At 41.2% G+C, this 24,428-nt stretch carries 25 protein-coding genes and 1 other annotated feature; of the genes, 1 reads left to right on the plus strand and 24 read right to left on the minus strand.

Annotation, left to right across the window (positions count from 1 at the left end):
- Positions 1–233: 233 nt before the first annotated feature.
- From Q0K35_RS00940 to Q0K35_RS00975, 8 genes are all read right to left on the minus strand, one after another.
- Positions 234–698, minus strand: a complete 465-nt coding sequence (locus Q0K35_RS00940) for a metallophosphoesterase (protein WP_294560756.1) — start codon at positions 696–698, stop codon at positions 234–236.
- Positions 699–731: 33 nt separating this feature from the next.
- The gene (locus tag Q0K35_RS00945) at positions 732–1,655 is read right to left on the minus strand and encodes a GerMN domain-containing protein (RefSeq protein WP_294560758.1); all 924 of its coding nucleotides are present in this window, start codon (positions 1,653–1,655) and stop codon (positions 732–734) included.
- A 56-nt stretch (positions 1,656–1,711) separates the two neighbouring features.
- Positions 1,712–2,458, minus strand: coding sequence for an aspartate/glutamate racemase family protein (locus tag Q0K35_RS00950; protein WP_294560760.1), 747 nt, complete (start codon positions 2,456–2,458; stop codon positions 1,712–1,714).
- Positions 2,455–3,426 (minus strand): D-alanyl-D-alanine carboxypeptidase family protein, encoded by a 972-nt coding sequence (locus Q0K35_RS00955; protein ID WP_294560762.1) that lies wholly within the window; start codon positions 3,424–3,426, stop codon positions 2,455–2,457. The genes Q0K35_RS00950 and Q0K35_RS00955 overlap by 4 nt, the downstream gene beginning before the upstream one ends.
- A 70-nt stretch (positions 3,427–3,496) precedes the next feature.
- Positions 3,497–3,697 carry a LuxR C-terminal-related transcriptional regulator gene (locus tag Q0K35_RS00960; RefSeq protein ID WP_294560803.1) on the minus strand — a complete coding sequence of 67 codons (201 nt, stop codon included), beginning with the start codon at positions 3,695–3,697 and terminating at the stop codon, positions 3,497–3,499.
- Positions 3,698–3,739: 42 nt separating this feature from the next.
- Positions 3,740–5,509, minus strand: coding sequence for an excinuclease ABC subunit UvrC (gene uvrC, locus Q0K35_RS00965; RefSeq protein WP_294560764.1), 1,770 nt, complete (start codon positions 5,507–5,509; stop codon positions 3,740–3,742).
- Positions 5,499–7,799 (minus strand): endonuclease MutS2, encoded by a 2,301-nt coding sequence (locus Q0K35_RS00970; RefSeq protein WP_294560767.1) that lies wholly within the window; start codon positions 7,797–7,799, stop codon positions 5,499–5,501. The genes uvrC and Q0K35_RS00970 overlap by 11 nt, the downstream gene beginning before the upstream one ends.
- Positions 7,792–8,460, minus strand: coding sequence for a CvpA family protein (locus tag Q0K35_RS00975; protein WP_294560769.1), 669 nt, complete (start codon positions 8,458–8,460; stop codon positions 7,792–7,794). Before Q0K35_RS00975 ends, Q0K35_RS00970 begins: the two co-directional genes overlap by 8 nt.
- Before the next feature lie 66 nt (positions 8,461–8,526).
- Here Q0K35_RS00975 and rnhC point away from each other — a divergent pair, with 66 nt between their 5' ends.
- Positions 8,527–9,363, plus strand: a complete 837-nt coding sequence (rnhC, locus tag Q0K35_RS00980) for a ribonuclease HIII (RefSeq protein WP_294560771.1) — start codon at positions 8,527–8,529, stop codon at positions 9,361–9,363.
- A 51-nt stretch (positions 9,364–9,414) separates the two neighbouring features.
- Here rnhC and Q0K35_RS00985 read toward each other — a convergent pair whose 3' ends face one another.
- The 16 genes from Q0K35_RS00985 to Q0K35_RS01060 all read right to left on the minus strand — a co-directional run bounded on the left by Q0K35_RS00985 (position 9,415) and on the right by Q0K35_RS01060 (position 24,182).
- Entirely contained in the window at positions 9,415–9,891 is a 477-nt protein-coding gene (locus tag Q0K35_RS00985; RefSeq protein ID WP_294560773.1) for a dCMP deaminase family protein, read from the minus strand.
- Complete coding sequence (locus tag Q0K35_RS00990; RefSeq protein WP_294560775.1) at positions 9,888–11,183, minus strand: rhomboid family intramembrane serine protease; 1,296 nt, start codon at positions 11,181–11,183, stop codon at positions 9,888–9,890. Before Q0K35_RS00990 ends, Q0K35_RS00985 begins: the two co-directional genes overlap by 4 nt.
- A 1-nt stretch (position 11,184) precedes the next feature.
- Entirely contained in the window at positions 11,185–12,099 is a 915-nt protein-coding gene (locus Q0K35_RS00995) for an RluA family pseudouridine synthase (protein ID WP_294560778.1), read from the minus strand.
- Positions 12,096–12,566: a signal peptidase II gene (gene lspA / locus Q0K35_RS01000; RefSeq protein WP_365936203.1), complete on the minus strand. Its 471-nt coding sequence runs from the start codon at positions 12,564–12,566 to the stop codon at positions 12,096–12,098. Before lspA ends, Q0K35_RS00995 begins: the two co-directional genes overlap by 4 nt.
- Before the next feature lie 247 nt (positions 12,567–12,813).
- Positions 12,814–13,068 (minus strand): TIGR03905 family TSCPD domain-containing protein, encoded by a 255-nt coding sequence (locus Q0K35_RS01005; protein ID WP_294560780.1) that lies wholly within the window; start codon positions 13,066–13,068, stop codon positions 12,814–12,816.
- Between the two features lie 8 nt (positions 13,069–13,076).
- The gene (locus Q0K35_RS01010; RefSeq protein WP_294560782.1) at positions 13,077–13,568 is read right to left on the minus strand and encodes a Gx transporter family protein; all 492 of its coding nucleotides are present in this window, start codon (positions 13,566–13,568) and stop codon (positions 13,077–13,079) included.
- A gap of 65 nt (positions 13,569–13,633) precedes the next feature.
- On the minus strand, positions 13,634–14,056 hold the full coding sequence (locus Q0K35_RS01015) for an FMN-binding protein (RefSeq protein WP_294560784.1): 423 nt from the start codon (positions 14,054–14,056) through the stop codon (positions 13,634–13,636).
- A gap of 87 nt (positions 14,057–14,143) precedes the next feature.
- The gene (gene glpK / locus Q0K35_RS01020; protein WP_294560787.1) at positions 14,144–15,637 is read right to left on the minus strand and encodes a glycerol kinase GlpK; all 1,494 of its coding nucleotides are present in this window, start codon (positions 15,635–15,637) and stop codon (positions 14,144–14,146) included.
- A 65-nt stretch (positions 15,638–15,702) separates the two neighbouring features.
- Positions 15,703–16,326, minus strand: a complete 624-nt coding sequence (locus Q0K35_RS01025) for a GNAT family N-acetyltransferase (protein ID WP_294560789.1) — start codon at positions 16,324–16,326, stop codon at positions 15,703–15,705.
- The gene (locus Q0K35_RS01030; RefSeq protein WP_294560791.1) at positions 16,281–16,505 is read right to left on the minus strand and encodes a hypothetical protein; all 225 of its coding nucleotides are present in this window, start codon (positions 16,503–16,505) and stop codon (positions 16,281–16,283) included. The genes Q0K35_RS01025 and Q0K35_RS01030 overlap by 46 nt, the downstream gene beginning before the upstream one ends.
- A gap of 1 nt (position 16,506) precedes the next feature.
- Positions 16,507–17,550: a M42 family peptidase gene (locus Q0K35_RS01035; protein WP_294560793.1), complete on the minus strand. Its 1,044-nt coding sequence runs from the start codon at positions 17,548–17,550 to the stop codon at positions 16,507–16,509.
- A gap of 8 nt (positions 17,551–17,558) precedes the next feature.
- A complete protein-coding gene (locus tag Q0K35_RS01040) occupies positions 17,559–18,818 on the minus strand; it encodes an L-serine ammonia-lyase, iron-sulfur-dependent, subunit alpha (protein WP_294560795.1) in 1,260 nt (419 codons plus the stop codon).
- 76 nt (positions 18,819–18,894) lie between these two features.
- The gene (locus tag Q0K35_RS01045) at positions 18,895–21,513 is read right to left on the minus strand and encodes a valine--tRNA ligase (protein ID WP_294560807.1); all 2,619 of its coding nucleotides are present in this window, start codon (positions 21,511–21,513) and stop codon (positions 18,895–18,897) included.
- A complete protein-coding gene (locus Q0K35_RS01050; RefSeq protein WP_294560797.1) occupies positions 21,491–22,018 on the minus strand; it encodes a GNAT family protein in 528 nt (175 codons plus the stop codon). The genes Q0K35_RS01045 and Q0K35_RS01050 overlap by 23 nt, the downstream gene beginning before the upstream one ends.
- A 29-nt stretch (positions 22,019–22,047) precedes the next feature.
- Positions 22,048–22,241, minus strand: a binding site (T-box leader).
- 28 nt (positions 22,242–22,269) lie between these two features.
- The gene (locus Q0K35_RS01055) at positions 22,270–22,815 is read right to left on the minus strand and encodes a LysM domain-containing protein (RefSeq protein WP_294560799.1); all 546 of its coding nucleotides are present in this window, start codon (positions 22,813–22,815) and stop codon (positions 22,270–22,272) included.
- A gap of 68 nt (positions 22,816–22,883) precedes the next feature.
- The gene (locus Q0K35_RS01060; protein ID WP_294560801.1) at positions 22,884–24,182 is read right to left on the minus strand and encodes a polysaccharide deacetylase family protein; all 1,299 of its coding nucleotides are present in this window, start codon (positions 24,180–24,182) and stop codon (positions 22,884–22,886) included.
- Positions 24,183–24,428: the final 246 nt, after the last annotated feature.

Here is a 24,428-nt window from a genome sequence, read left to right on the forward strand (position 1 = left end):
TGTGCTTCGTGCATCAATAGCTCTTTTTCATAAGCATGCAGCTTTTCTTCAAAATCCATGGGTATATAAGGCATTGACAACTCTTCCCTGATCTTGTTTGCTGCTGCTTCATAGCTGCCGGAGCTCATCAGTTCATCAATTTCTTCTATACATTCTATATAATAATTGCTCATAACCCACCTGACTTTCCATAATATATCATAAACACCTTTTCTTGGCAAATAAAAGACACCTCATTGAAAAGGTGCGAATTTAAACTCAACCTGCATTTCTGTATCTACCGTTATTATACAATAGGAAATCGGACGGCCATCACGTGAATAATACAAGCTTCCGGGATTGATCAGACGAACGCCATTCACCACTTTATCACAGGCAACATGCGTATGGCCGAAAAAAACAGTATCACAGCCTTCCTCCTTTGCCAGCCTGCTTAAATAAGACAAACGATCCCTGGAATAGCACAGATGTGAATGAAGCATCAGTACCCGAAAAGGACCGATCCTCAACTTCATCTTTTCAGGAAAATCAGCATAGTAATCATTATTGCCGCGTACGATACGCATATTCGGATAGGCACGCTCATCACATTCAATATCTCCGCAATGCAGAAAAGCATCGGCATCTTTATGTCTTTCCATGATTTCATCAATCAAATGATTCCTGCCATGAGAATCACTCATTAATATTATCTTCATATCATCACCAGCATTACTTTAACATAATCTTCCTCATTCTTCAAATATATTTAAATTTAAATCCTCAAAAGTCAAATCATATTGAGAGCTTCCTTCCATCCATACCTGTTCATCATTTACATAAAGCAAGAAACTGCTGCCGATCTGATTCATTTTTAATGTATATAAAAGAGGCAGAACAACCCTTGCTTCAACAACATCCTCCTCTGCCAAAAACGCTTCATTCAAATGAAGTGCTACACGATCCTCTTCAATTTCTATTCGTTGGCATTCAAGACTCAATGAGGTCTGATCCACGACCTCATTGACAAAATCCAATAGGCTTTGTGAGGATGGATAACGGCGTGTCATAACCATATAATAATGGCTTTCTTCATCCTCATGCAATTCGATGATTGAACGCGATACGCTTTGATGGAGCTGGGAAGTGTCAAGGCTGAAATTATTGACGCCCAGCGTATAATCAAAAGTCTGCATCGGAAGTGCGCTTAACGGCATTTTTTCAATTGGCTTCTGATTAACTAAAAATTCTACCTGATAGCTTTCATCCAATTGTACGATACTGCTCACGATCGCTTCGATCACACGCAGCTCGATTTGAGAGCTCATCGTGAAAAATGCTTCATTAAAATTCAGTTGGACAAGCTTATCCTGAATGGCAACACCCAGACATTGGATTGATACAGGAATCAGTGCTTTCAGATCATATGACCCGATCTCATGCTTCATCAGTTGAAAAAGCTGAAGAATGCTTTCACAATCAGAATCACTTTTCTGATAATTCAGCGTAACAGGCACCAGCTGATTCTCTTCATTCATCATATAAATAAGAATTTTATCCTCCATGTCATGAGTCGTGCTTTTAAAAACCTCGATCTCGTTTTTTGGAAGCGAAATCGCCGCCATAATACAGATAAAGGCTATTGCATATGTGCATACAAGTCTGATCTTTTTCATACTCCACCTCATTGTATCTTATGCTTAAGCCCTCAAAAGAAGAAGAAAAAAATCACTCATGAGTCAAGAGTGATTGCTTTTACATCATATTCACATTTCAAAAGGGTTTGAATGCTTTTTTTCATCTTATCCGGATCCTTCGTAGTATAAATTTCAACTCTACCTTCTCCGTTGATCTGTTCATCCTTAAAAAGATCAACAATTGCCTGATTGGAATCAAAGATTTCTCCTTTTCCTTCAAGATAAGGTCTTATAAGCGGAAAATGTGTACAGCCAAGAACCCATGCATCCGCTTTCTCGGTCACATAGCCTTCCACTGCTTTTTTAAGAAGCAGCGGGTCACAGCCATCTTCAATGACAGGTACCAGCTTTGCTGCCGGAATTTCATGAACCTCAGCCTCCGGGCAAAAAATGCCCAAAGCTTTTTGATAGGCATGTCTTTCCACTGTTTTAGGCGTCGCCAGCACATTGATCTTCTGATACCCGTGACCTGCCAGCTGCCGGCAGGTAGGTTCGATGATATTAAAGATATGAAGGTCTTCATATTCCTCTTGAATATCGCCGATGACATTGGCACATAAGGTATTGCAGGCAATGACGACCTCATGGATTCCCATCTTTCTGAACCGATCTAAGAAAGCACGGGCATATCTGCTTAGATCCTCCACGCTTTTTTCACCATAGGGAACATTGCTTTGATCAGCAATAAATACGATATTTAAATCAGGATACGCCTCTTTCAGCGCTTTTACGACCAGCATGCCGCCCAGTCCCGAATCACAGCAGCCGATGGTTGTGATCATTGTGCTTCATCTCCTTCTTCATTGCTTTTTTTCAGTTCTTCATGGTACTGGAGGATAAATTCCTCCAAAGGACGAGCAGGATCATTGACAAATTCAAAGCCATATTCATGTGCATGTTCGATCAGCCATAACTGCTGTGGCGAAATCTCTGTTTCCTGCAGTTCTGTCGTTTCGACCGATGCGACCACCAAGCGCACGACATTGCCCAACTGATAGACCGACTGGCCCGGATAATCAACATGCGCAAAAACATCATCGATACCATATGTCAGCAGTGCTTCTTCATACAGCTGCTCCTGTGTATCAAAGGATATATAGCCGGTCGTTACCACCATATTGCCACAGGTCTTTTCATTGATCTCAAAGGCTGCATTGCACATGCTGACAAGCTCTTTTGCTGCATTTTGTGAAAGCTGGATCGTTTCTTTTCCCTGCATCTGATTCACGATCGGGATTCCGCTGACTTCCACCAAATCTTTAGGTTCATAGGTAAACAGCGTCATATTCTTTTCTATTTTATTCGTAACCGAAGAAGGATTGCTGATCAATGTCTGATCATGTACAAAAGCATTCTCTTCCAAATAGAAGCTTTTTAATTGTGTCAGTGAGTAATTGCTGCAATAGACCTTAAAGGTAGAATAACTCATCTGATCCTTCATCGTATCGACAAGCTCCAGAATAGAAGCATCGTCCATTCCGCCAACACCTTTTGCGTAATTGTACCAATCCACATAACGAATATCAAAATGAGGCATGCCCAGATATTCAAGAAATTCTTCGGGTTTATATTGCCGATCGATCAAATAATTGATATCTTCTGTTGTCATATATTCCAGTATCAGCTTTCGATTCTCATCATCGGCATACTGATATCGTGAAAGCTCATCATAATGTTGATTCATGATATGAAAGCAACATAAAAATAATGCCAGAAGTGCACCGATAAAAAGACCTCTTTTCACTCTCATGAAAGTCACCTCTTGTTAGATTATAACAAGTTCACTTATAAAAGTAAATAAAAGAAAAGGGGGAAGCCCCCTATTCATCAAGTTCGATCTGCCGGTGGCGCAAAAGCTCCAGCACAGCCTGCGTCCGTGAGCTCACATTCAGCTTTAAAATTACATTTGAAATGTGATTGCGCACCGTTTTATCGCTGATATTCATTTTATAGGCAATTTCTTTTGTAGAATAGTTTTTCAAAAGATACTGAAAAACTTCGTTTTCACGAGGAGTACAAATTTTTTGCGTAAGATTCCTCCTTTAAACCATAGTATGCACAAATCAATGATTGTCTAAGGTTTTTTGCCCAACAAGCTCCAGCACATTTTCAGCAACGCTTGTTGGAAGGAATTCTTTCAGCTCCTCTAAGGTCGCTTGCCGCAGGTTTTTGATCGTCTTGTATTTTTTCCAGATTTGCTTCTTACGCACCTCACCGATCCCTTCAATATCATCTAAGATGCTCTTGTTCATCGCCTTGCTGCGCAGCTTGCGATGATAGGTAATGGCATAGCGGTGGACCTCATCCTGTAAATTTGTCAAAAAGAAGAAAAGCGGACAATCTTTTTTTACTTCGATAACTTCTCCATTCTTATCTAACAAAGAGCTTGTACGATGCTTATCATCCTTCACAAGTCCTGCTAACAGGATATCGATTCCCAAAGAATCCAATACTTCTTTTGCCGCTTCGATCTGCTGCCATCCGCCATCAACGATCAAAAGATCGCTCATCGGCTGTTTTTCCATCAGCTTTCGATAATAACGACGATAAAGGACCTCTTTCATTGAATCCATATCACTTCGATATTCATCTAAACGATACAGCCTGTAATCCGCCTTTGACGGTTCGCCATCCTTAAATACCACGACACCGCTGCAGTTAAAGGCTCCTGAAATATGTGAATTATCGATCATCTCAATCGTATGGATTTCTGTATTGAAAAAATCAGAAAGCTCCTTCATGGCCTGTGATTTACGGTTTTCATCCCGCTGAAGCGTTTCGATCTGTTCATGAAGCGTCTTTTTGGCGTTTTCTTTCACCATGTCCACCAATTGCTTTTTATTTCCCTGTTTAGGCTGGACGATCTTTGTATCAAGAACCTCTTCAATTCCTTCAATGTTCAGCTCATAGGGCAGAAGGATCTCATCCGGCAATATATTTTTTTCATAATATTGAACGATAAAGCTCATAAACGTGGTTTGCGCATCCTCCACTAACGATTGCACAGAAAGCGAACGATTCAAGATCTTACCGTCATGAAGAATAAAATTCTGGATCGAAATATAACCATATTCCTCATAATAAGCAAAAACATCACGGTTCTTACGATCCTTGAATTGTACCTTCTGCTGCTGGGTAACATGCTTGATTGCTTCGATCAGGTCATGTTTCTCCTTTGCCTTTTCAAAATTCAACGCTTCGCTTGCCTCATTCATTTCACCGGTTAGCTGATGAAGGATATCAGCGGTATCTCCCTTAAGGAACCGTCTGATTTTTTTGATCATATCTTCCCTGACATCTTCATCGATCTTCTTTTCACAATATCCTAAGCATTCATGGATATGGTAATAAAGGCAGACCTTTTTCGGCAAATGCTGACATTTCCGCAAAGGAAATAAACGATTCAACAGATCCTTTGTCTGATAGGCAGCCGAAGAATCTGGAAACGGTCCGAAATACTCTGCCTTTTTATCCTTGATATTACGTACCACGCTTAATGCCGGAGCATGATCCTTGGTCAATTTCAGATAAGGATAGCTTTTGTCATCCATGAACATGATATTGAAGCGGGGACGATACTGCTTGATAAGATTAAATTCCAGCAGCAAAGCCTCCTTTTCACTGGAAGTAACGATCGTTTCAAAATCATCGATCTGTGAAACCAGCTTGGTCGTCTTATAGTTATGAGAACCTACGAAATAAGAATGAACGCGATTTTTCAGTTTAATGGCCTTACCGACATAGATGATCTCGCCTTCTTTATTCTTCATGAGATAGCAGCCCGGTTTTAAAGGAAGAAGCTCCAGCTTCTGTTTGATCTTATCACTTGCCATGATGACCTCCCTTTAGGGTTACGACCGTAGCACCCGTACCGCCTTCACCCTCACCGCCGATACGCCAGCTATCCACATATTTATTTTTCTTTAGATACTCCCAGATAGCCGTTCTTAAAGCACCGCTGCCAACACCATGGATGATCCTGACAGTTGAAAGCGAATGGGCAATGGCCGTATCTAAAAATTTATCAACGATACTCAAAGCATCGACTACCCTTTCACCGATGACATTGCATTCCATCGAAGCACGGGCATGGGTCTTTGAAGAAACAGATGCCTTTTTATTTTTAGTTTTTTCTTTCTTTTTCTGTGTATGCGTGCAATCCGATGGATCCAGCTTCATCTTCATGCCATTGGCATAAACCAAAAGATATTTCGGTTTTACCTCTAAAACCTCACCATAGTAATTATAACGTTTGATCATCACCGGATCACCGATGTGGAACACTTCATCACTGCCTGCTTTTTCTTTTTCTTCTACCAGATCATTGAGCTGAGAGCGGATCTCTAAAAGCTCATGCACCTTGGCATCTGCCTTAGAACGCATTTCTGAGAGGATCTCATCACTTTTTTCTTTTGCTTCTTCGACGATTTCCTGTGCTCTTTGCCGGGCAGCTGTCAGCATTTCCTCCTGCCTGGCCTCAAATTTCTTTTCTTTTTCTAAAAGATGTGCTTCCCTTTCTTTCAAAGCTTCACTCTGATGCTGAAGCTTTTCCTTCATCTGTAAATTTTCATTCACAAGCTCATTGAGCTTGACCATCAGCTTTTCATCTTCTGTTTCATTTACTTCCTTGATCTGACGAGCCTCTTCAAGGATATGCGGATCAAGTCCAAAATGAGCCGCAATCGAAAGAGCATTGGACTGTCCGCTCATACCTTCGATATACCGATAGGTCGGACGCATCTTTTCCATATCAAATTCAACACTGCTGCATAAGACCTCCGGCCATTTTCCTGAAGCCGATTTTAATTTTGAGTAATGGGTCGTTGCCAGCACCATGCATTTTTTCTTTCTCAGATCATCCAGGATCGCAATCGCCAATGCCTCTCCTTCTTTAGGATCGGTACCGCTGCCCAGCTCATCAAGAATGACAAGAGAATGCTCACTGACCTTATGGGTGATCATGGCCAGCTTGGATATATGGGCACTGAATGTTGACAAGGATTGCTCGATTGACTGTTCATCACCGATGTCAATAAAAATATCATCAAACTTCGGAATCGTTACCTCATCGGCACTGACAGGAAAGCCGCAATAGCTCATCAGGACGAAAAGACCTATCGTTTTTAACGTAACGCTTTTTCCACCCGTATTGCTTCCGGTAATCAGAAGAATTGAATGATCTTTCATCTCATACGTATTCGCAACCACTTTTTTAGGGTCGATGAGCGGATGCCGGGCATTTTTCATATAGATATGCCGTTCATCATTCAAAGTAGCTACACAGCCTTGGATTTCATGGGCATAGCGAGCCTTCGCAAAGATACAATCCAAAAGTGCCAATGTTTCACAATTGGCAATCAATGCATCCCCGCATTTTTTTACCTGCTGTGACAATTCAAATAAAATCCGCTTCATTTCCTCTTCTTCACTGCTTTTCAACGCCTGCAAACGATTATTCAGCTGTAAGAGGACCTCCGGTTCTATATAGACCGTGGCACCGGACGCACTTTCCCCGTGGATAAAACCGCGGACACTATTCTTTTCGGAATTTTTGACTAAAACACAAACACGATCATTGCGCATCGTTGTAATCGTATCTGTCAGCTTTGAGGCATTTGCCTGAATAAAACGAGCCGTCTGTGCAGCAATATCTCCCGTAACGGCAGCAATCGAACGGCGAATGCTTTTTAATTGCACAGATGCATGATCATACAGCTCATAGCTGCTTGAAATACAAGACTCGATCCTTTCACTCAGATGCAGATCGATCATCAGTGAATCCCCCAGCTCATCAAGCACCCCGGCACCACTTTCATGCAGATAGCGACGCATATTCTGACATCCCCGCATCAGAGCGGCACATTGCATCAGCTCACGGCAATTGCAAGATCCATCTTTCATGGCGACATCAACAGCTTCACGAATATCATAAATGCCTCCAAAAGGAGGATCCTCATTTTTCCGCAAGATCTCGATCGCTTCCGCGGTCCGTTCAAGCTCAGTCTTGATCTTCAGCCTTTCATAGCTCGGCACGGTATCCATTACCAGCGAAGCCCCTAATGAAAACTGCGTATGATCAGCAATCTTTTTTTTGATTCTTTCTAATTCTAATACATCATTCATGTGAATACCCTAACTTTTCTATAAAATCCTGAATTTCTTCATCACTATAACCATGCTCGCTTAACAGCTTTTTTAATTCCTGCAGATTTGCCTGGTCAACAAGCGAATCAGACATGATATCAAAATCTTGTATTACTTCACTTCCATATGTAAAGACCCTTTCCTGAAGTGCTTCAATATGATGAAAGAAGGTTTTTTCAATGACCTCATTTCCATTTTGAACCATGGGCGTATGAAGGACAAACAATAATACAAAACAAAGCAAAAACATTTCCACGACACCAAACAAAGCTCCAAAAAGAGCATTGGCAAAAGAAATGAGAGGCAATTCTCTAAATAAAAGCGCAATCGGCTTCAATAAAAAGATGATCAAGGAAGCCAAGATCACGATTACCACAAAAATCAGGATCTGGTTGGCATAGCTGTAAAAGAACCCTGCCAGCGGCGTATCCTGAAAAGGTGCATAGCTTTTTGGAAGGATATGAAATACCTTTGAGAAGGAAGGAGCCAGATACCATCCTAAAATGACGACCACCACAAAAGAAAAACAGCTTAAAAGCTTTGAAAGAAAACCTTTTCTATATCCTAAAAAAACAAGCAGTATCAATAATATAAGCAGCAATGGATCAACCAGCTGAATCATCAAATCCGAAAAAACCATAAAATCACCTCGTTTCTATTTTAAAGCATCTATCCAACGAATGCAAATATGTGTTAAAATAACAACATGGAAACTTATACAGAAAAGCTCAATGAGCTTCAAATTCAACAGCTAAAAGAAAAATATCAGAATTTTATTTCAGATAAAAAAATACCCTATGCCCTTTTTCAAATCAGGCTGCAGGATTGTACAATCACTGTTTATGATTCAAAGAAGGTTGTTTATCAGGGACAAAACGCCTCCCTTTATCTCGTGAACACCTTGGGTGATGATGAAGCCGGAAGCGATGAGGTCGGAACCGGCGACTATTTTGGACCCGTAAGCGTCTGTGCTGTCTTGGTCAGGAAAGAGGACATCCCCTTTTTAAAAGAGCTGCAGGTCAATGACAGCAAACAGCTCAATGATGAAAAAATACGTCAAAAAGCCCCCTTGCTCATGAAACAGCTGACCCACTCCTTGCTGATCTTAGACAATGTCAAATATAACCGTGTTCATACTACTCATAATATGAACCAAATAAAAGCAAAATTACATAATCAGGCCTATATTCATCTTAAAAAGAAGGCCGGCTTCCTTCCTCAAAGATGCATCGTCGATCAGTTTGCGCCAAAAGAGCTGTATTATCGCTATCTTCAACATGAGCCTCTTGTCATCCATGATCTCATCTTTGAAACGAAGGCTGAAAGCAAATACCTCAGTGTTGCGGCAGCCAGCATGATCGCCCGTTATGCTTTTTTATGCGTCTGGGATAAGATGGAAGAACATTATCAATGTACGATTCCCAAGGGTGCCGGCGAAGAGGTCGATCGTTTCGCAGCATCTTTTCTTGAAAGATATGGCTATGACGAGCTATCTAAAATCGCTAAGATGCATTTTAAAAACACTGCCAGATTAAAAAAATGACTTTAAGAAAATGCCGTGAGAATCAAAACGCTCACGGCATCATCTTATTTATCATTTAATTTTCACATCGATTTCGACACGATGATCCAGCTGAACCAGCTCCACCCCTGCAGCTGCCAGCATCTTTTTACTGGCAATGACATTATCTGTATCAGCATATTTATCTGATTCATATACGATCTTCGCTATTCCGCTCTGAATGATGGCCTTCGCACATTCATTGCATGGAAATAAAGACACATACAACGTACAGCCGCGACAGCTCTGGGAACAGTTCAGGATCGCATTTAATTCCGCATGAACGACATAAGGATATTTCGTATCATTGCTCTTTCCTTCGCGAGCCCATGGAAAAACGTCATCATCACAGCCAAAAGGAAATCCGTTATAACCGATTCCGATCACGCGGTGCTGCGGATTTACGATCGCAGCTCCTACCTGTGTTGAAGGATCCTTAGAACGCATGGCTGACAGATGTGCCAGTCCCATAAAATAATCATCCCATGATAAAACATCCTTACGTTTCATTCTCTTCCCTGCCTTTCCTGAACGATCTGCTGTGTCAAAAGCTCCTTATATCCATCTTCACCCTGAGAAGCCATCTGTGCATCATAACGGTCCAACAGATAATTCGCATAAAAATCAAGATGCAGCTGCTCGGCAGTATAAATGATGCGGGCATCGGTTCCGGCATAAACCGGCGTAATACGCGATACGAACGGAATGCACGCACAGCAAGCGATCAAAACAGCTCCAAAGGAGATCGAAACATGACGCTTGAACGTTTTCAGCTTGCTTTGATTAGAGAAGCAGATTCCCAGTGCCAATCCGCTGATAAATCCGCCAAGATGACCCAGCAAGGAAATGTTCGGCATCATAGAAATAAAGATATTGATGACAAGCGTCGAAATATAACTGCTTAAAACACGTGGATTCTTATAACCGCCTTCACTGAAAAGGATGACGCTATAAACACCCAGAAGACCAAACAAGCCGCCACTGATACCTACCGTTACCGTATTTCCGTCACCGATCAGAACAAATAAATTGCCAACGATGATCGACACCAGCATGGTGATGATATACTGGCTTCTTTTCAGTCTTCTTTCGATCACAGGTCCAAGATTCATCAAAGCGATCATATTCATCAAAAGATGCCACATATCGATATGAACGAAACCACTGGTCAATAATCGCCAATATTCAAAAGCACCGATCACATTCATCTTGTAATAAGCACCTGCCATGATGGCTGCCGTGACCTCATCTCCCGGAATAAAAGCTAAAAAATTAATGAGCAGGAACACTACGACACAGATGACCATAAAAGCAAAAGTAACCTTAGGCAGCAGATTTCTCTCTTTTAAAGAAGAATAATACTGACTGCGAGCCTTCTGCTGCAGGATCTTTGTCAGATGACGCTTCTCCTGCGAAACATTTTTTACCTTGCGGACAACATGATCGATTCCCTCGAATGTTTCAAGCAAAGAGCTATCAACCGGCATATCCTCAAGAATCGGAATCTGCACGATCTGCTGATGCTCAAAACGACTGCTCTGATGATTCGTATTTAAGATCAGACATTTCACAGAAATCGTAAAGGTAGACAGAATCGCCCGATATACCTGTCCAAAGATGCTTTCATGAATATTTGATTCTGTATAAAGCTCATTTGTTATGCAGATGAGCGGATATTTCTGTTTCAGATTGACCAGCCAGTAATCTTGTGTCGGCAATCCTTTGATATTAACGATCTGATAATCATATTTGTTGACTAAAAACGTCAGCAGCTGAAGACCATAAACCTGTTTTTCTTCCATGCTAGTCCTCCTCACTTCTTAATTCATCCAATATGTCTACAAATTGCTTTGGCAAAGGAGCCTCAACAACCACCTTTTCATGCGTGGAAGGATGAACAAAGGTCAACTGATGCGCATGCAGCATCTGTCCACCGCATTCTCTTGTCTTTCGATAAGAATATTTAGGATCACCCATAACAGGATGACCGATATATTGCATATGTACACGAATCTGATGCGTACGTCCCGTTTCAAGGGAACATTCAACCAAAGTATATTTTTTAAAACGCTCGATGACCTTAAAATGAGTCACAGCTTCCTTTGAGTTTTTTGCTGTTACGCACATTTTCTGACGATCCTTGGGATCACGTCCGATCGGCGCATCGATCGTTCCGTAATCATGCTCCATCACACCATGCACCAAGGCATAATAAAGACGTGAAACCGTCTTTGTCTTTAATTGTTCAGCTAAGGAAAGATGGGCCTTATCATTTTTCGCAACGATAAGCAGACCTGTCGTATCCTTGTCGATGCGATGAACGATTCCCGGACGCAAAACACCATTGATACCGGAAAGATCCTTACAATGATACAAAAGTGCATTAACAAGCGTATCCTTCTGATTGGCAAGCGTAGGATGAACGATCATTCCCTTTGGCTTATTGATGACGATGACATCCTGATCTTCATAACGGATATCCAGATCAATATTCTGCGGTTGTGTTTCTAACTCTATTTGATCATCATAGTTTAATTCAAGATGATCATTTTCTTTAACTCGGGTATTTGCCCGGCAAGGGATCCCATTCAGCAAGACGCACTCATCCAAGATAAGATTCTGGATATAGCTGCGGCTCACATCCTCAAGCCTGGCCGCTACCTTATCCACTCTTTCATTCGCATCTTCCGCACTTACTATATATTCACTATGCTTCATGTTTTTTTCACACCTTCTAAGATAAAAGACAACACTAAAACACCGACACCCAGACAAAGAAATATATCGGCAACATTAAAAACCGGAAAATCATATCCAAAAATATTAAAAGCAAAAAAATCAACGACATACTGCAGACGTAACCGATCAAGAAAATTTCCAAGCGTACCGCCCATCATCATCACCAATCCCCATCTGCCAAGATCATCACATTCAGCACTGCGATAATAGGAAATCATGATCACCAAAGCAACGATCGTAATCAGATAAAAAATGACCATGCTTCCGCCTTCCATGATGCTCCAAGCGGCTCCTGTATTTCGTACATACGTGATCGAAAAGAAACCGGATATGACATCAATCGATTCAAAAAGCTGCAAATTCGAAGAAATTGCTATTTTTGTCAGTTGATCCAATACTAAAATCAATATAAAAGCTACTATATGTTTACGTTTCATGCTAGACATTATAACATACTCACCTCGATTAAACAACAATTGTAGCTTTCATTCCAATATGCAAATCATATCGGAATATAAAAAAAGATATCACAACCAATTGTTTAGGAATAACAAGGAGGTACAAAACAATAGCGCTTTTGTTGTGATATCTTTAGTTGATTATAATATACCACCATCTGTAAGTTTTTGCAAGCATAATTCTTGAAATATTTTCAAAGATTTGAAAACATTTCAAGAAAATAAAAAAAGACTCTTATTGCTGAGCCTTATAATTTTTCAATGCCTGAGCGATCTGATCCGGGCATGACGTCGGACGGCTGCCACATTGAATACCATCGAAAGCTTCAATGACCTCATCAATGCTCTTACCTCTTAAAATGCTGGAAATACCTCTCAGATTTCCGCTGCAGCCTCCTGTGACTTGTAATTGACGAATCGTATCATGATCAATTTCAAACTCCATCAGCTTTGAACAAACGCCTTTCGGCTGATAAACATATTTTCCCATACAACCTCCTACTTAAGCCTTTTTAATACCATCACCGCAATACTGCCTGTTACGATACCGGTCGGTATGCTCATGAACAGCAGATATGGCAAAAAAGTGATCATCAGTGCCTGATTATATAAAACAAGCGCCACTAAGATCTGTCCGATGCAGTGAGCAACAGAGCTTGCTACTGAAATACCCACACAGCTTAATCCACTTATTTTTTTCAGCACGATCGCACAAAAAGTCGATAAGCAGACACCAGAGAGCGACATCCAAAATACATAATTGAAAATCATCCCGCTCAGCATGCTGGCAAACACGACACGCAAAAGATTGACCAACATCATCTTTTTATCATCAAATTTATACAGCACGACCAAACCCACAATATTCGCCAGCCCAAAGTGATAACCGGGAATCGGCGAAGGAAACGGAATCTGACTTTCGATCATATGGAAGATGACCGCTAAAGCAATGCACATAGCCAGAGTAGTCATTTTTTTTGTCTTATTCATAGCTCACTCCCGAAGATATTATACATGAATTCAAAGAAAAAGGAAACGCCGTTTCCTTTTTCAAACTATTTAGCTTCTGCCACTGCTTCTTCAACAGCCTTTTCGATATCTGTCAGACTAATTGTACATCCTGCCAGAATATCTTCATCTGTTGCATGACCTTCGTCATCTACCTCAAAGCTTCCGTCAGTACCGACCAGGTTTTGTTCAAGTGATTCGATCTGCTTGTACCATTCTACTTTACCGATCGCACTCATACCGTAGTCTTCCTTCATCTCTTTCTTGGTAGTTTCATTTCCATCTTTATCCTTATAAGTTTCATCGATAGAAATCTTTGAAATCAAACCTTCGCCGTCCAATTCAACATCAACTAAAATCTTTTCTCCGGATTCCAGAGGATACTCAATAGAAGCAGATTTAGTTTCGGCAGTATTTGAAGAACATCCAACTAAAGCTAATGCTAATAATAATGCGGATAATTTTTTCATGATTTACACCTCCTTATACTCATTTTATTCTAAAGAATGTACTTCTGAATGTCAAGATATTTTCAATCATTGAAGCACGAAATGATGCTATCCTCCAAAATAGATGACACTTTCAACGGCTCTTTGCCATCTTGCCAGATTTTGACGGCGTTTTTCTTCATCCATATCCGGTTCGAACTGATCCTTGATGCAATGCTGCTTCGCAATTTCTTCCTTGCTTTTCCAATAACCAACAGCCAATCCGGCCAGATAAGCAGCTCCTAAAGCCGTGGTTTCCGAAATCAAAGAGCGCCGTATCACGGTATTTGAAATATCGCTTTGAAACTGCATCAGAAAATCATTCTTGCTGGCACCGCCATCCACCTGCATTGATGAGATCTTCAGCTGTGAATCTTCACACATTGCCTTTAAGACATCATTTGTCTGATAAGCCAAAGATTCCAATGTGGCCCGTATGATATGTTCCTGATTGCTTCCACGCGTCAATCCAAAAATAGCTCCTTTGACCTGAGCCTTCCAATAAGGCGCACCCAATCCTGTAAAACTAGGCACGACGATCACGCCCTCACTGTCACCAGCCTGACGTGCACGATGATCGGTTTCCGCAGAGGTGCGAATGATCTGCAGTCCATCTCTCAGCCACTGAACAGCCGCTCCGGCAACAAAGACGCTGCCCTCCAGCACATAATTGACCTCATCCTGAAGCTTCCAGCCGACACAGCTTAAAAGGCCATGCTTTGAGTGAATGATCTTATCTGCAGTATTCATCAAAAGAAAGCAGCCGGTACCATAAGTATTTTTAACACTTCCCGACTCAAAACAGGTCTGTCCAAATAAAGCGGCCTGCTGATCACCGATCGCAGAGGCTATCGGGATCTGTACATCTCCCAAAAGTCCTTTTGCGGTATAACCATAGATCTCACTATTTCCTCTGATTTCAGGAAGCATACATTTTGGAATATTCCATAAGCGGCAACATTCATCATCCCAGTTTAATGTTTCAAGATCCATTAAAAGCGTCCTTGAAGCATTGGAAACATCACTGACATGCACCTTACCGGCTGTCAGTTTCCAGATAAGAAAGCTTTCAACCGTTCCAAATAAAAGTTCTCCATTCTCTGCTCTTTCCTGTCCGTTTTCAATATGATCCAAAATATAACGGATCTTGGAAGCACTGAAATATGGATCTAAGACAAGCCCGCATTTTTTATAGAAAAAATCCTCATAGCCTTTTTCCTTCATTTCCACACAATAGGAATCACTTTGGCGAGATTGCCAGATGATCGCAAAAGAAACCGGCTGACCCGTCTTTTTATCCCATATAACGGTCGTTTCACGCTGATTCGTAATACCGATCGCCGCTATATCGCCCATCTGGATATTGCTTTTCGCCACCACTTCATTGATTACCGAAATGACGCTGGCATAGATGAGATTGGCATTTTGTTCCACCCATCCCGGCTTCGGATAATAATTTTCACATTCCTTTTGTGCCACAGCGATCATCTGACTCTCCTGATCAAAAAGAATGGCACGTGTACTTGTCGTACCTTGATCGATGGCACATATATATTGAGTCATAGCTTTCACCTCATCATTATTATAAATGATAACGGTTTCAAATAAAAGAGGGAAGCCACGCTTCCCTAACATTTTACAAGTACGGAAGTCTTTCTCAAACCCTCTTCAAAACCAAGATTTTTATACAAATGATAAGCTGTTTCATTAACACGGTCAACTTCAAGCGTTAAACCCTCAGCACTGTTTTTCATCACCATCTGCATCAATGCCCTGCCAATTCCCTTGCCACGCCGATCTTCACTTACATACAGATCAAAGATATGATGACTCTTTTCTTTGATATGAACATCGACATAGCCAACGACCTGATTTCCATCTTCAGCTATATAAACCTGAAACAGATCTTTCTTTTCCAGTACACGCGAAGCCGTCCACCATCCATCAAGGACATGCATCGCAATATAAGCCGCTTCATCTTTCTTTTCAATAGGATGAACCATGACCTGAGTTTCTTTAAAATGAGGCTTGTTAAGTTTCATTTCAATCTGTTCATTCTGAAAAAAGCCCTTTTCTTCATATAAAACTTCTTTGAGCGTTTCATTTTCACTCGCACAGATTACATAAAGTTCATACTTTTGATAATGCTCATGCAGATAGTCCATCAACACTTGCCAAACAGTTTTATGAAGCGCATACCCCAATGTCATTTCCAGATACTGTTCATCCGGTTCGTGGCAAAAAACAAACACCCTGACACACATCCTTCTAAGACAGCGAGCACAAAATCATGTTCATTTTCAAGACCCTTTTGAATCATCTGCCAAATTCTTAACTTTGAATCACAACTTGGATATCTCCTTGTTTCAGAAGTGCTCATTTCACAAGCAAAATCATACACTTCCAATACATCTTCAATGATTTTAACCATCTTATCCTTTAAATGGATCTAATTCCACCGTTTCATCAAACGCACATAAAAACTCCGCCAAAAGATCAATGATTTCCTGTACATCTTTTAAAGATAAAGTTTCTATTGAAGAGTGCATATAACGCAGCGGAATCGAAACAAGTGCCACAGGTACCCCATCATTCGTAAAATGAATGTTATCTGCATCCGTGCCTGTACGTCCGCTGGCAATCTCATACTGCAGATGAATGTTCAGCTTTTTAGCACATGTTTCAAGTATTTCATTCATCTTTTTATTTACGATCGAGCTATGACATAAAACAGGACCCTTTCCCAGAGCCACCTCTCCTGTCGCAGAAGCACTGACTCCTTCATAATCACTGGTATAAGTCACATCTATCGCAATAGCACATGTCGGCTTTACTTTCTGGCTGGCCCAGAAAGCCCCACGCATCGATGTTTCTTCGCCTACTGTCGTCGCTCCATAAGCACCGATCTTACAGCCCTTTTCTTTTGCCCTGCGAATAGCTTCCAAAACGATGAAAGCACCAATACGATCATCCATCGCCCTGGCTGCCATACGATCATTGACCAGATATTTATAGCTGGTAGACGCACAGACACAATCCCCGACATCAACATACCGTAAAGCCTCCTCTTTTGAAGAAGCACCGATATCGATCGTCAGATCTTCACAGGTCAGATCAGTTTTCTTCATCAAAGATGAATTGACGATCACGACACCATGAACAATTCCTTTTTTCGTTTTGATCTGTACATGGGTTCCTAAATACAAAACAGCACGTACACCACCGGCATTGGTCACTTTCAACGAACCATCGCTCTGAACGCTCGTTACGATAAAACCGATCTCATCGATATGTCCGCACAATAATACTTTGAGCGGTGAGTGGGGATTGAGCACCTGGATGACATTTCCCGTCATATCCGTCATGATCTCATCGCTGACATCCTTCATATAGTCAATGACCTTTTTCTGCAATTCAATTTCATGACCACTGACTGAACATGTATCTAACATTTCTTCTAAAAATTTCTGATTCATATATCCTCCTAGCATTTACACATCATATCTATGATTTCCTGATCCGTCTTTTTCATTCCCTTGGAAGAAAGACGTGAAATATTACGAATTGTATTTTCAACACCCTTTAATACGAGTCCTTCACCATCTTTGAACTCCTGTCCCCTCAGTGCCATATAATAGCCCATGATACCGGCATCAACAGCAACTGCGATCTTGCTGGCACAAGAAGGCTTGGCTCCGTCACAGACAATACCACTGGCAATCGCAATCGCATTGACAAGGGTATGAGCGATCAGCTCATAGCCCCCGCCATTCAGATAGGCAATGCCACAGCCGGCCCCGCAGCCCGCGCTGACCGCACCGCAATACGCCGATAGACGACCGATCCCGGATTTTAAATGAATCGTGATCAGATTGCTGACGATTAAAGAGCGATAAAGCCTTTCTTCATCGACATTCATCTCTTTCGCATAGACGATGACCGGTAAAGAGGCTGTCATTCCCTGATTGCCGCTTCCCGAATTGATGATGACCGGCATCTCACAGCCGCTCATCCTCGCATCACTGCCGGCAGCCGCATAGGCACGGGCCTTGATCTTTACATCATCCCCGTAAATTTCTAATAACAGCTTGCCCACATTCGCACCGTATGAATGTTTTAAGCCTTCCTCGGCAATGGCCGTATTATAACGAATCTGACGCTCCAATATTTCTCTTATATCCTCAAGCTTTACTTCATTCGCAAATTGAACGATCTTTTCAACACTTAAGATACTGCGATCACTTTTCTTTTTCTTTTCTTTGACGTGATCTTCAAAAAGGATCTCACCATCCTTTTCAACTAGTACGACATGGGTATGGCTTTGAGAAATACGCACTGTTGAGCAGTGATGCCCACCTATACATTCGATTTTGATATCTAAGGCTTCACGCGTCTTAAACGGCGTGACTTCAATACAGCCGCGCTTTAAAAACTCACGCATCTTTCTTTTTCCCTCTTCACCGACCTTTGAAATCACTTCTAAGACAAGATCGCTGTCACCTGCACAGATTCCGGCTGCAATGCTTGCCTCTATACCTTTTAAGCCGCCTGTATTCGGTACGATCACACTTTTCACATTCTTGATGATATTTCCGCTGACACAGGCTTTCACACGAACAACCTCTTCACCTAATACCTTGGCACATAGGCTGGCACAATAGGCCAAGGCAATCGGTTCCGTACATCCCATGGCAGGAACCAGCTCTTCTTTTAAAATATTTACAAATGCATGATACTCTTCCATAAATATGACTCCTAACTCCGTTCATATATTATCGTTTTTTACGATCAACAGGCCAAAAAGATGGATCACTACCTCTCTAACCCTTTAATTTCACAAGCTGTGACTCGGTCAGTTCGTATTGCTCACGATAATTCTTAAGCTTTTCTTTTTCCGCATTGACCTTTGCTTCAGGAGCCTTGCTGATAAAATTCTGATTATTCAACATACCCTCACAGCGCTTGATCTCCTTTGTCAATCGTTCAAGCTCCTTTTCACATTTCGCAATCTCTTCATCGACATTTATGATATCCGACAGCAAAATTTCCAGTGTTCCCTTTAAGATCGTACGAGAAACCGTTTCACCCTCAACACGTTTATCCAGCCAGTTTGCCTTGCACATGCGATCTAATATCGATGCGATTTCTTCATTTCTTAAAACCAGCTCACCTTTTGCATCACAGATCATGACATCTACCGGAGCGCTTGGTTTTAAATGATATTGCGTCTTGATCTCACGCACAGCCTGGATCATCGTGATCAATTGAGAAATCTTTTCACTTTCGCTTTCTGACATATCAACATCAAACGGCTGTGGCCAGCTTTCCTCATTGATTGATTCATGCTTTCTTGGCAGGATACCATAGATTTCCTCGCTGACAAACGGCATGAACGGATGAATCAGACGTACGATGCCGCTCAATACCGATACAAGCGTCGATACCGCTGCCTTCTTCGCCTTTACATCCTCACCATTTAATGCCGCCTTGCTTAATTCAATGTACCAGCTGCAGAAATCATCCCAGATAAAGTTGTAAAGCTCATTGCCAACCAGTGCAAATTCATATTTATCCATATTGGAAGTTACCGATTTTAATACCGTATTAAAACGTTTTAAGATCCATTTATCAACGATCGAGGCATCACTTAAATCAAGATCTTCCAGCTTCAGATCCTCATCCATATACAGACTTGCAAAACGGGCCGCATTCCAGATCTTATTGATAAAATTCCAGCTAGCTTCTACCTTTTCGCTGATAAAACGCAGATCCTGTCCGGGAGTTGAATTGGTCGTCAAAAAGAAGCGCAGCGTATCACAGCCATACTGATCGATCACATCTAAAGGATCCACACCATTACCTAATGATTTCGACATCTTCCTGCCCTGTGCATCACGTATCAGGCCATGGATCAAAACATCCTTAAACGGTCTTGAATGTGTTGCATACTGTGCCTGAAACGCCATTCGGGCCACCCAGAAGAAAATGATATCATAACCGGTAATCAGGGTATCATTCGGATAATAACGCTTAAAATCATCTGTTTCCTCAGGCCATCCAAGTGTCGAAAACGGCCATAAAGCACTTGAGAACCATGTATCCAAAACATCTTCATCCTGATGCCAGTTTTCAATATCCTTCGGTTCTTCGATACCTACATAGATCTCATTTGTATCATTATGATACCATGCAGGAATACGATGGCCCCACCAAAGCTGTCTGGAAATGCACCAGTCCTCAATATTCTCCAGCCACTGCTGGAACGTATGTTCAAAACGCTTAGGAGTAAAATGAATCTTTGTATCTTCATTTTCCTGATTTTTTAACACCGCATCGGCCAACGGCTTCATCTTGACAAACCACTGCTTAGACAAATACGGCTCAACAATGACACCTGTCCTTTCCGAATGACCCACCTGATGCATATGCTTTTCGATATGATCCACAACTCCTGCTTTTTCAAAATCAGCCACCAGTGCCTTTCGACATTCAAAACGATCCATGCCCGCATACTTATGTGCCAATTCATTCATCGTACCATCATCATTCATACATACCGGCATGGCCAGATGATACTTTTTCGCCAATAAAAAGTCATTTGGATCATGGGCCGGTGTACATTTCATGACCGCTGTACCAAAGCTCATGTCAATATAGTCATCCGCCATGATCGGTAATACTTCACCATTGGCCGGATTGATGACATGCATACCGATGATATCCTTATAACGTTCATCATCCGGATGAACAAAGACAGCCTGATCGGCAAACATCGTTTCCGGACGGGTCGTCGCAATGACCAGCTTTTGCTTTGTTTCCACAACTTCATAGTTAAAGTAATACATGGCTCCCTCAATTTCCTTATGTATGACTTCAATGTTTGATAAAGCTGTACGGGCCTGCGGATCCCAATTGATGATACGCTCTCCCTGATAAATCAAACCATCATTATATAAATCAACAAAAATCTTGCGAACCGCCTTGCTTAATCCTTCATCCAGCGTAAATCTTTCCCTTGTATAATCCAAAGAAAGTCCCAGCTTGGCCCATTGTTCACGTATGTGGGAGGCATACTCCTCTTTCCATTCCCAAGCCCGCTCTAAAAACTTTTCACGGCCAATATCATACCGGCTGATTCCTTCATCTTTTAAACGGGCATCAACCTTGGCCTGCGTTGCGATCCCGGCATGATCCATGCCCGGTACCCATAAGACATCATATCCCTGCAAACGTTTATAACGTGCTAAGATATCCTGCAGCGTATTATCCCACGCATGACCTAAATGCAGCTTACCGGTAACATTTGGTGGTGGGATCACGATACAAAACGGGTCCTTTGACTTATCCCCTGCCGTAAAATACCCCTTCTTGCACCATGTTTCATATTTATCTTGTTCTACCTTATGATGATCATATTTAGCTGACAATTCTTTCTTCATCATGTTCCCTCCTTAGCCTGCTGAATAAATCAATATCAATCAATTTTCCCTGATATCTCAGATAAGAGCGCATCGTTCCCTCATAAGTAAAGCCAACGCTTTTAAGCGTTCTGGCACTTTTTTCATTGTCATGAAATACAAGCGCTTCGATACGATGATAGCCTAATTTCTCAAATCCGTCACGGATAAACATTTCCAAGGCTTCTTTCATATAACCGTGATGCTCATACAGACGATTGAGAATAAAGCCGATTCGTCCAATACCATCAAATTCCTCATTAAAGTTGACCACTCCAATGACTCGATGATCTAAAACGATGACCTGAGGCGGAGATAAGCCTCGCTTGGAATAAGAGAAATATTCGACCCTCAGCATTCTCTTCAGCTCATCTTTCGTCGTACATCGCCCGATCCAGTACCTTGTCGAAAAGGGATCGAAAAAAATCTCAAAAAGATCCTGTTCATCTTCCTTTTTCATATTTCTTAGAAAAATCCTCTTTCCCATCTCACCCCTCCTAAACAAGAAAAAGCGCCCCAAAGGACGCTTAACGTGGTACCACCTTTATTCGCACAAACTGTGCCTTGATCTTTTAACGCAAGCAACGTTCTCTCTTACTCAGCTCAGAAAGACAGCTCCAAGACTACAATTTATTCTTCATTGACCTTGTTCCACCAGCCCAAAGCTCTCTATACAAATCCAAATAAATCCTTCTCTTCATCGCATTTATCACATGATAACAAAATTTTTTTGAATTTTCAACCCTTCGGTATCAAAATACACTGTTTAGGCTTGATTTCAATATCATTATTTGCCCTTCTCAGCTCGTCTGCCGCAACATTAAAACGTTGTGCGATCGTTTCATAGGTATCATTCGTCTTCGCAATGATCAGCGTACAATTCGTATAAAGATTTTCATTCTCTTCAAAAAGATCCTCCAGCCCCATCAAATCCAATTCTTCATCCTCATAGGTCATCTGATCCTCCTCATTCAAGCCTTCGATATCAAAAGTCAGATTCACTAAAATACCTTCATCAACGACCCCATTCACATCCGCAAGCGTTACCTTAAACGTATCATCCGTACACTTATAGATCGGCGCAAAAATATCACACTCAATCAATTCATGGAAATCAAAAATAACGCCCTCACGCATATACTGCCCTTTCAAATCAACATAACCGATACACCTTTTACCGTCATGCTCATCCTGGATCCTCAGATTTTCCTGCGCATTCAAATTTAAAAGCTGGTCTATTTTTTCTTCCGTCAAAATTCTCTTTTCAACATTCATCGTTTTCATAACAGTCCTCCCCTATACTGTATGAAAAAAGAAAAAAGAATATACAAAAGGTTGTCAAATGACAACCCTTATTTTCCTTTAATAGCATATAATTCACTGACCGTCACAAACTGATACCCTTGCGAATCATAATATTCGATCAACTGTTCAACTGCCGGAATCGTTGTCGCATGAATATCATGGAACAAAACGATAGCACCATCATATGTATATTTCTTACACATCTCGATGACCTTTTCCGTATTCTTGCTTTCCCAATCTCTTGTATCTACATCCCAATAAACAATTTTCTCCGTGATCGTATCGCTCAATGATTTGATGCTTGCTCCAAAAGGAGGACGGAACAGTGAAATATCTTGTCCTGTAAGCGAAAAGAAGATATCATCTACCTTATCTAAATCAGCCACAGCTTCCTCAAGCGTCATTCCATTCATCCAGTCATAAGTATGATCATAGGAATGTGAACCAACCTCACTGCCACTCTCCACGACCTCTCTTACGGTATCAGGATATGTTTCCATCAAATAACCCAATTCAAAGAATGTCGCTCTGCCGCCGACCTTTTCCAAAGCCTTAAGGATACGCTCTGTATTTCCGGGAGCCGGTCCGTCATCAAAGGTAAAAGCAACCATTGGCTTATTCGGATCGATCTCTCTGTCTTTGACTTCGATCTTATCATATTTTAAAATGCTTGGTATATTCTTATTATCCATGACAAAACTTGTATTGTTTTCATCATAGCCAAAATTTACATCTTCGCCATTCACACTTAAAACAAGCCCGTTTTCCGTAATTTTCTTTAATAAGACATTCTCTGTTTCACATCCATGATCCTTTGCCAGCTGACGTATGGCTTTCATTCGGATACAGTCCTCTATATCGATCAATTCATCCTGATCAAAGCTGATATAAAGCTGCTTTGTCGTTTGTGGTTCGATCGGATTCAAGCCATCCATATCAGCATAAGTCGTCGCAGTGATGACATAGCTCTTATATTGTGAAAATGCGCTGTTGCTTTCATAATCAATATGGGTCGCTTTCGCTTTTTCAGCCTTGATTTCTTCTACGAATGCATCTAATTCCTGCTGGGCAGAGCTGTTTGAAAAGACTGGCAGATGCAAGGCATAGATCAGCATTTCATCGGAAGCATCATCTTTTTCCTCATATACCTGATTGTCGATGGAATCATCCTCCAGCTTGACTTCCATCTTCGGATTTGCAAATTCAGCCGCTATAATATCTTTCTTAAACAGATTTTTTATCGCAAAGGCTCCGCCTATCAGCAACAATACACATAACAGACATCCAAGTATCAGAAGCAACAGACGTCCAACTCTTACTCTTCTTCTTCTCTTTACCATTTTCATCTTTATCACCAATGTTTATTTTACAAGATATGAGTAGTAAAAGCAATTTATTTTTACTAATGAACCCTTTTATTTTTAATTATTTTTAAATATTAATATGCTATACTATATTGGTTAAACAATTTTTATACAGATTTAAAGATTCCTTAGTAAAATGATTGTAATTACGTGCAGTTGGTAGTATAATTGCACAGTTAAGTGTAGGTGAGAATAATGAGTAGAGAAAAAATTATTAATTTAGCAGTC

This window comes from uncultured Traorella sp., assembly GCF_944327115.1.
GTDB lineage: Bacteria > Bacillota_I > Bacilli_A > Erysipelotrichales > Erysipelotrichaceae > Traorella.

Coding starts and splice junctions, on each gene's coding strand:
- Q0K35_RS00940 (WP_294560756.1), bottom strand. CDS start 698: ATGAAGATAATATTAATGAGTGATTCTCATGGCAGGAATCATTTGATT.
- Q0K35_RS00945 (WP_294560758.1), bottom strand. CDS start 1,655: ATGAAAAAGATCAGACTTGTATGCACATATGCAATAGCCTTTATCTGT.
- Q0K35_RS00950 (WP_294560760.1), bottom strand. CDS start 2,458: ATGATCACAACCATCGGCTGCTGTGATTCGGGACTGGGCGGCATGCTG.
- Q0K35_RS00955 (WP_294560762.1), bottom strand. CDS start 3,426: ATGAGAGTGAAAAGAGGTCTTTTTATCGGTGCACTTCTGGCATTATTT.
- uvrC (WP_294560764.1), bottom strand. CDS start 5,509: ATGGCAAGTGATAAGATCAAACAGAAGCTGGAGCTTCTTCCTTTAAAA.
- Q0K35_RS00970 (WP_294560767.1), bottom strand. CDS start 7,799: ATGAATGATGTATTAGAATTAGAAAGAATCAAAAAAAAGATTGCTGAT.
- Q0K35_RS00975 (WP_294560769.1), bottom strand. CDS start 8,460: ATGGTTTTTTCGGATTTGATGATTCAGCTGGTTGATCCATTGCTGCTT.
- rnhC (WP_294560771.1), top strand. CDS start 8,527: ATGGAAACTTATACAGAAAAGCTCAATGAGCTTCAAATTCAACAGCTA.
- Q0K35_RS00985 (WP_294560773.1), bottom strand. CDS start 9,891: ATGAAACGTAAGGATGTTTTATCATGGGATGATTATTTTATGGGACTG.
- Q0K35_RS00990 (WP_294560775.1), bottom strand. CDS start 11,183: ATGGAAGAAAAACAGGTTTATGGTCTTCAGCTGCTGACGTTTTTAGTC.
- Q0K35_RS00995 (WP_294560778.1), bottom strand. CDS start 12,099: ATGAAGCATAGTGAATATATAGTAAGTGCGGAAGATGCGAATGAAAGA.
- lspA (WP_365936203.1), bottom strand. CDS start 12,566: ATGTCTAGCATGAAACGTAAACATATAGTAGCTTTTATATTGATTTTA.
- Q0K35_RS01005 (WP_294560780.1), bottom strand. CDS start 13,068: ATGGGAAAATATGTTTATCAGCCGAAAGGCGTTTGTTCAAAGCTGATG.
- Q0K35_RS01010 (WP_294560782.1), bottom strand. CDS start 13,568: ATGAATAAGACAAAAAAAATGACTACTCTGGCTATGTGCATTGCTTTA.
- Q0K35_RS01015 (WP_294560784.1), bottom strand. CDS start 14,056: ATGAAAAAATTATCCGCATTATTATTAGCATTAGCTTTAGTTGGATGT.
- glpK (WP_294560787.1), bottom strand. CDS start 15,637: ATGACTCAATATATATGTGCCATCGATCAAGGTACGACAAGTACACGT.
- Q0K35_RS01030 (WP_294560791.1), bottom strand. CDS start 16,505: ATGGTTAAAATCATTGAAGATGTATTGGAAGTGTATGATTTTGCTTGT.
- Q0K35_RS01035 (WP_294560793.1), bottom strand. CDS start 17,550: ATGAATCAGAAATTTTTAGAAGAAATGTTAGATACATGTTCAGTCAGT.
- Q0K35_RS01040 (WP_294560795.1), bottom strand. CDS start 18,818: ATGGAAGAGTATCATGCATTTGTAAATATTTTAAAAGAAGAGCTGGTT.
- Q0K35_RS01045 (WP_294560807.1), bottom strand. CDS start 21,513: ATGAAGAAAGAATTGTCAGCTAAATATGATCATCATAAGGTAGAACAA.
- Q0K35_RS01050 (WP_294560797.1), bottom strand. CDS start 22,018: ATGGGAAAGAGGATTTTTCTAAGAAATATGAAAAAGGAAGATGAACAG.
- Q0K35_RS01055 (WP_294560799.1), bottom strand. CDS start 22,815: ATGAAAACGATGAATGTTGAAAAGAGAATTTTGACGGAAGAAAAAATA.
- Q0K35_RS01060 (WP_294560801.1), bottom strand. CDS start 24,182: ATGAAAATGGTAAAGAGAAGAAGAAGAGTAAGAGTTGGACGTCTGTTG.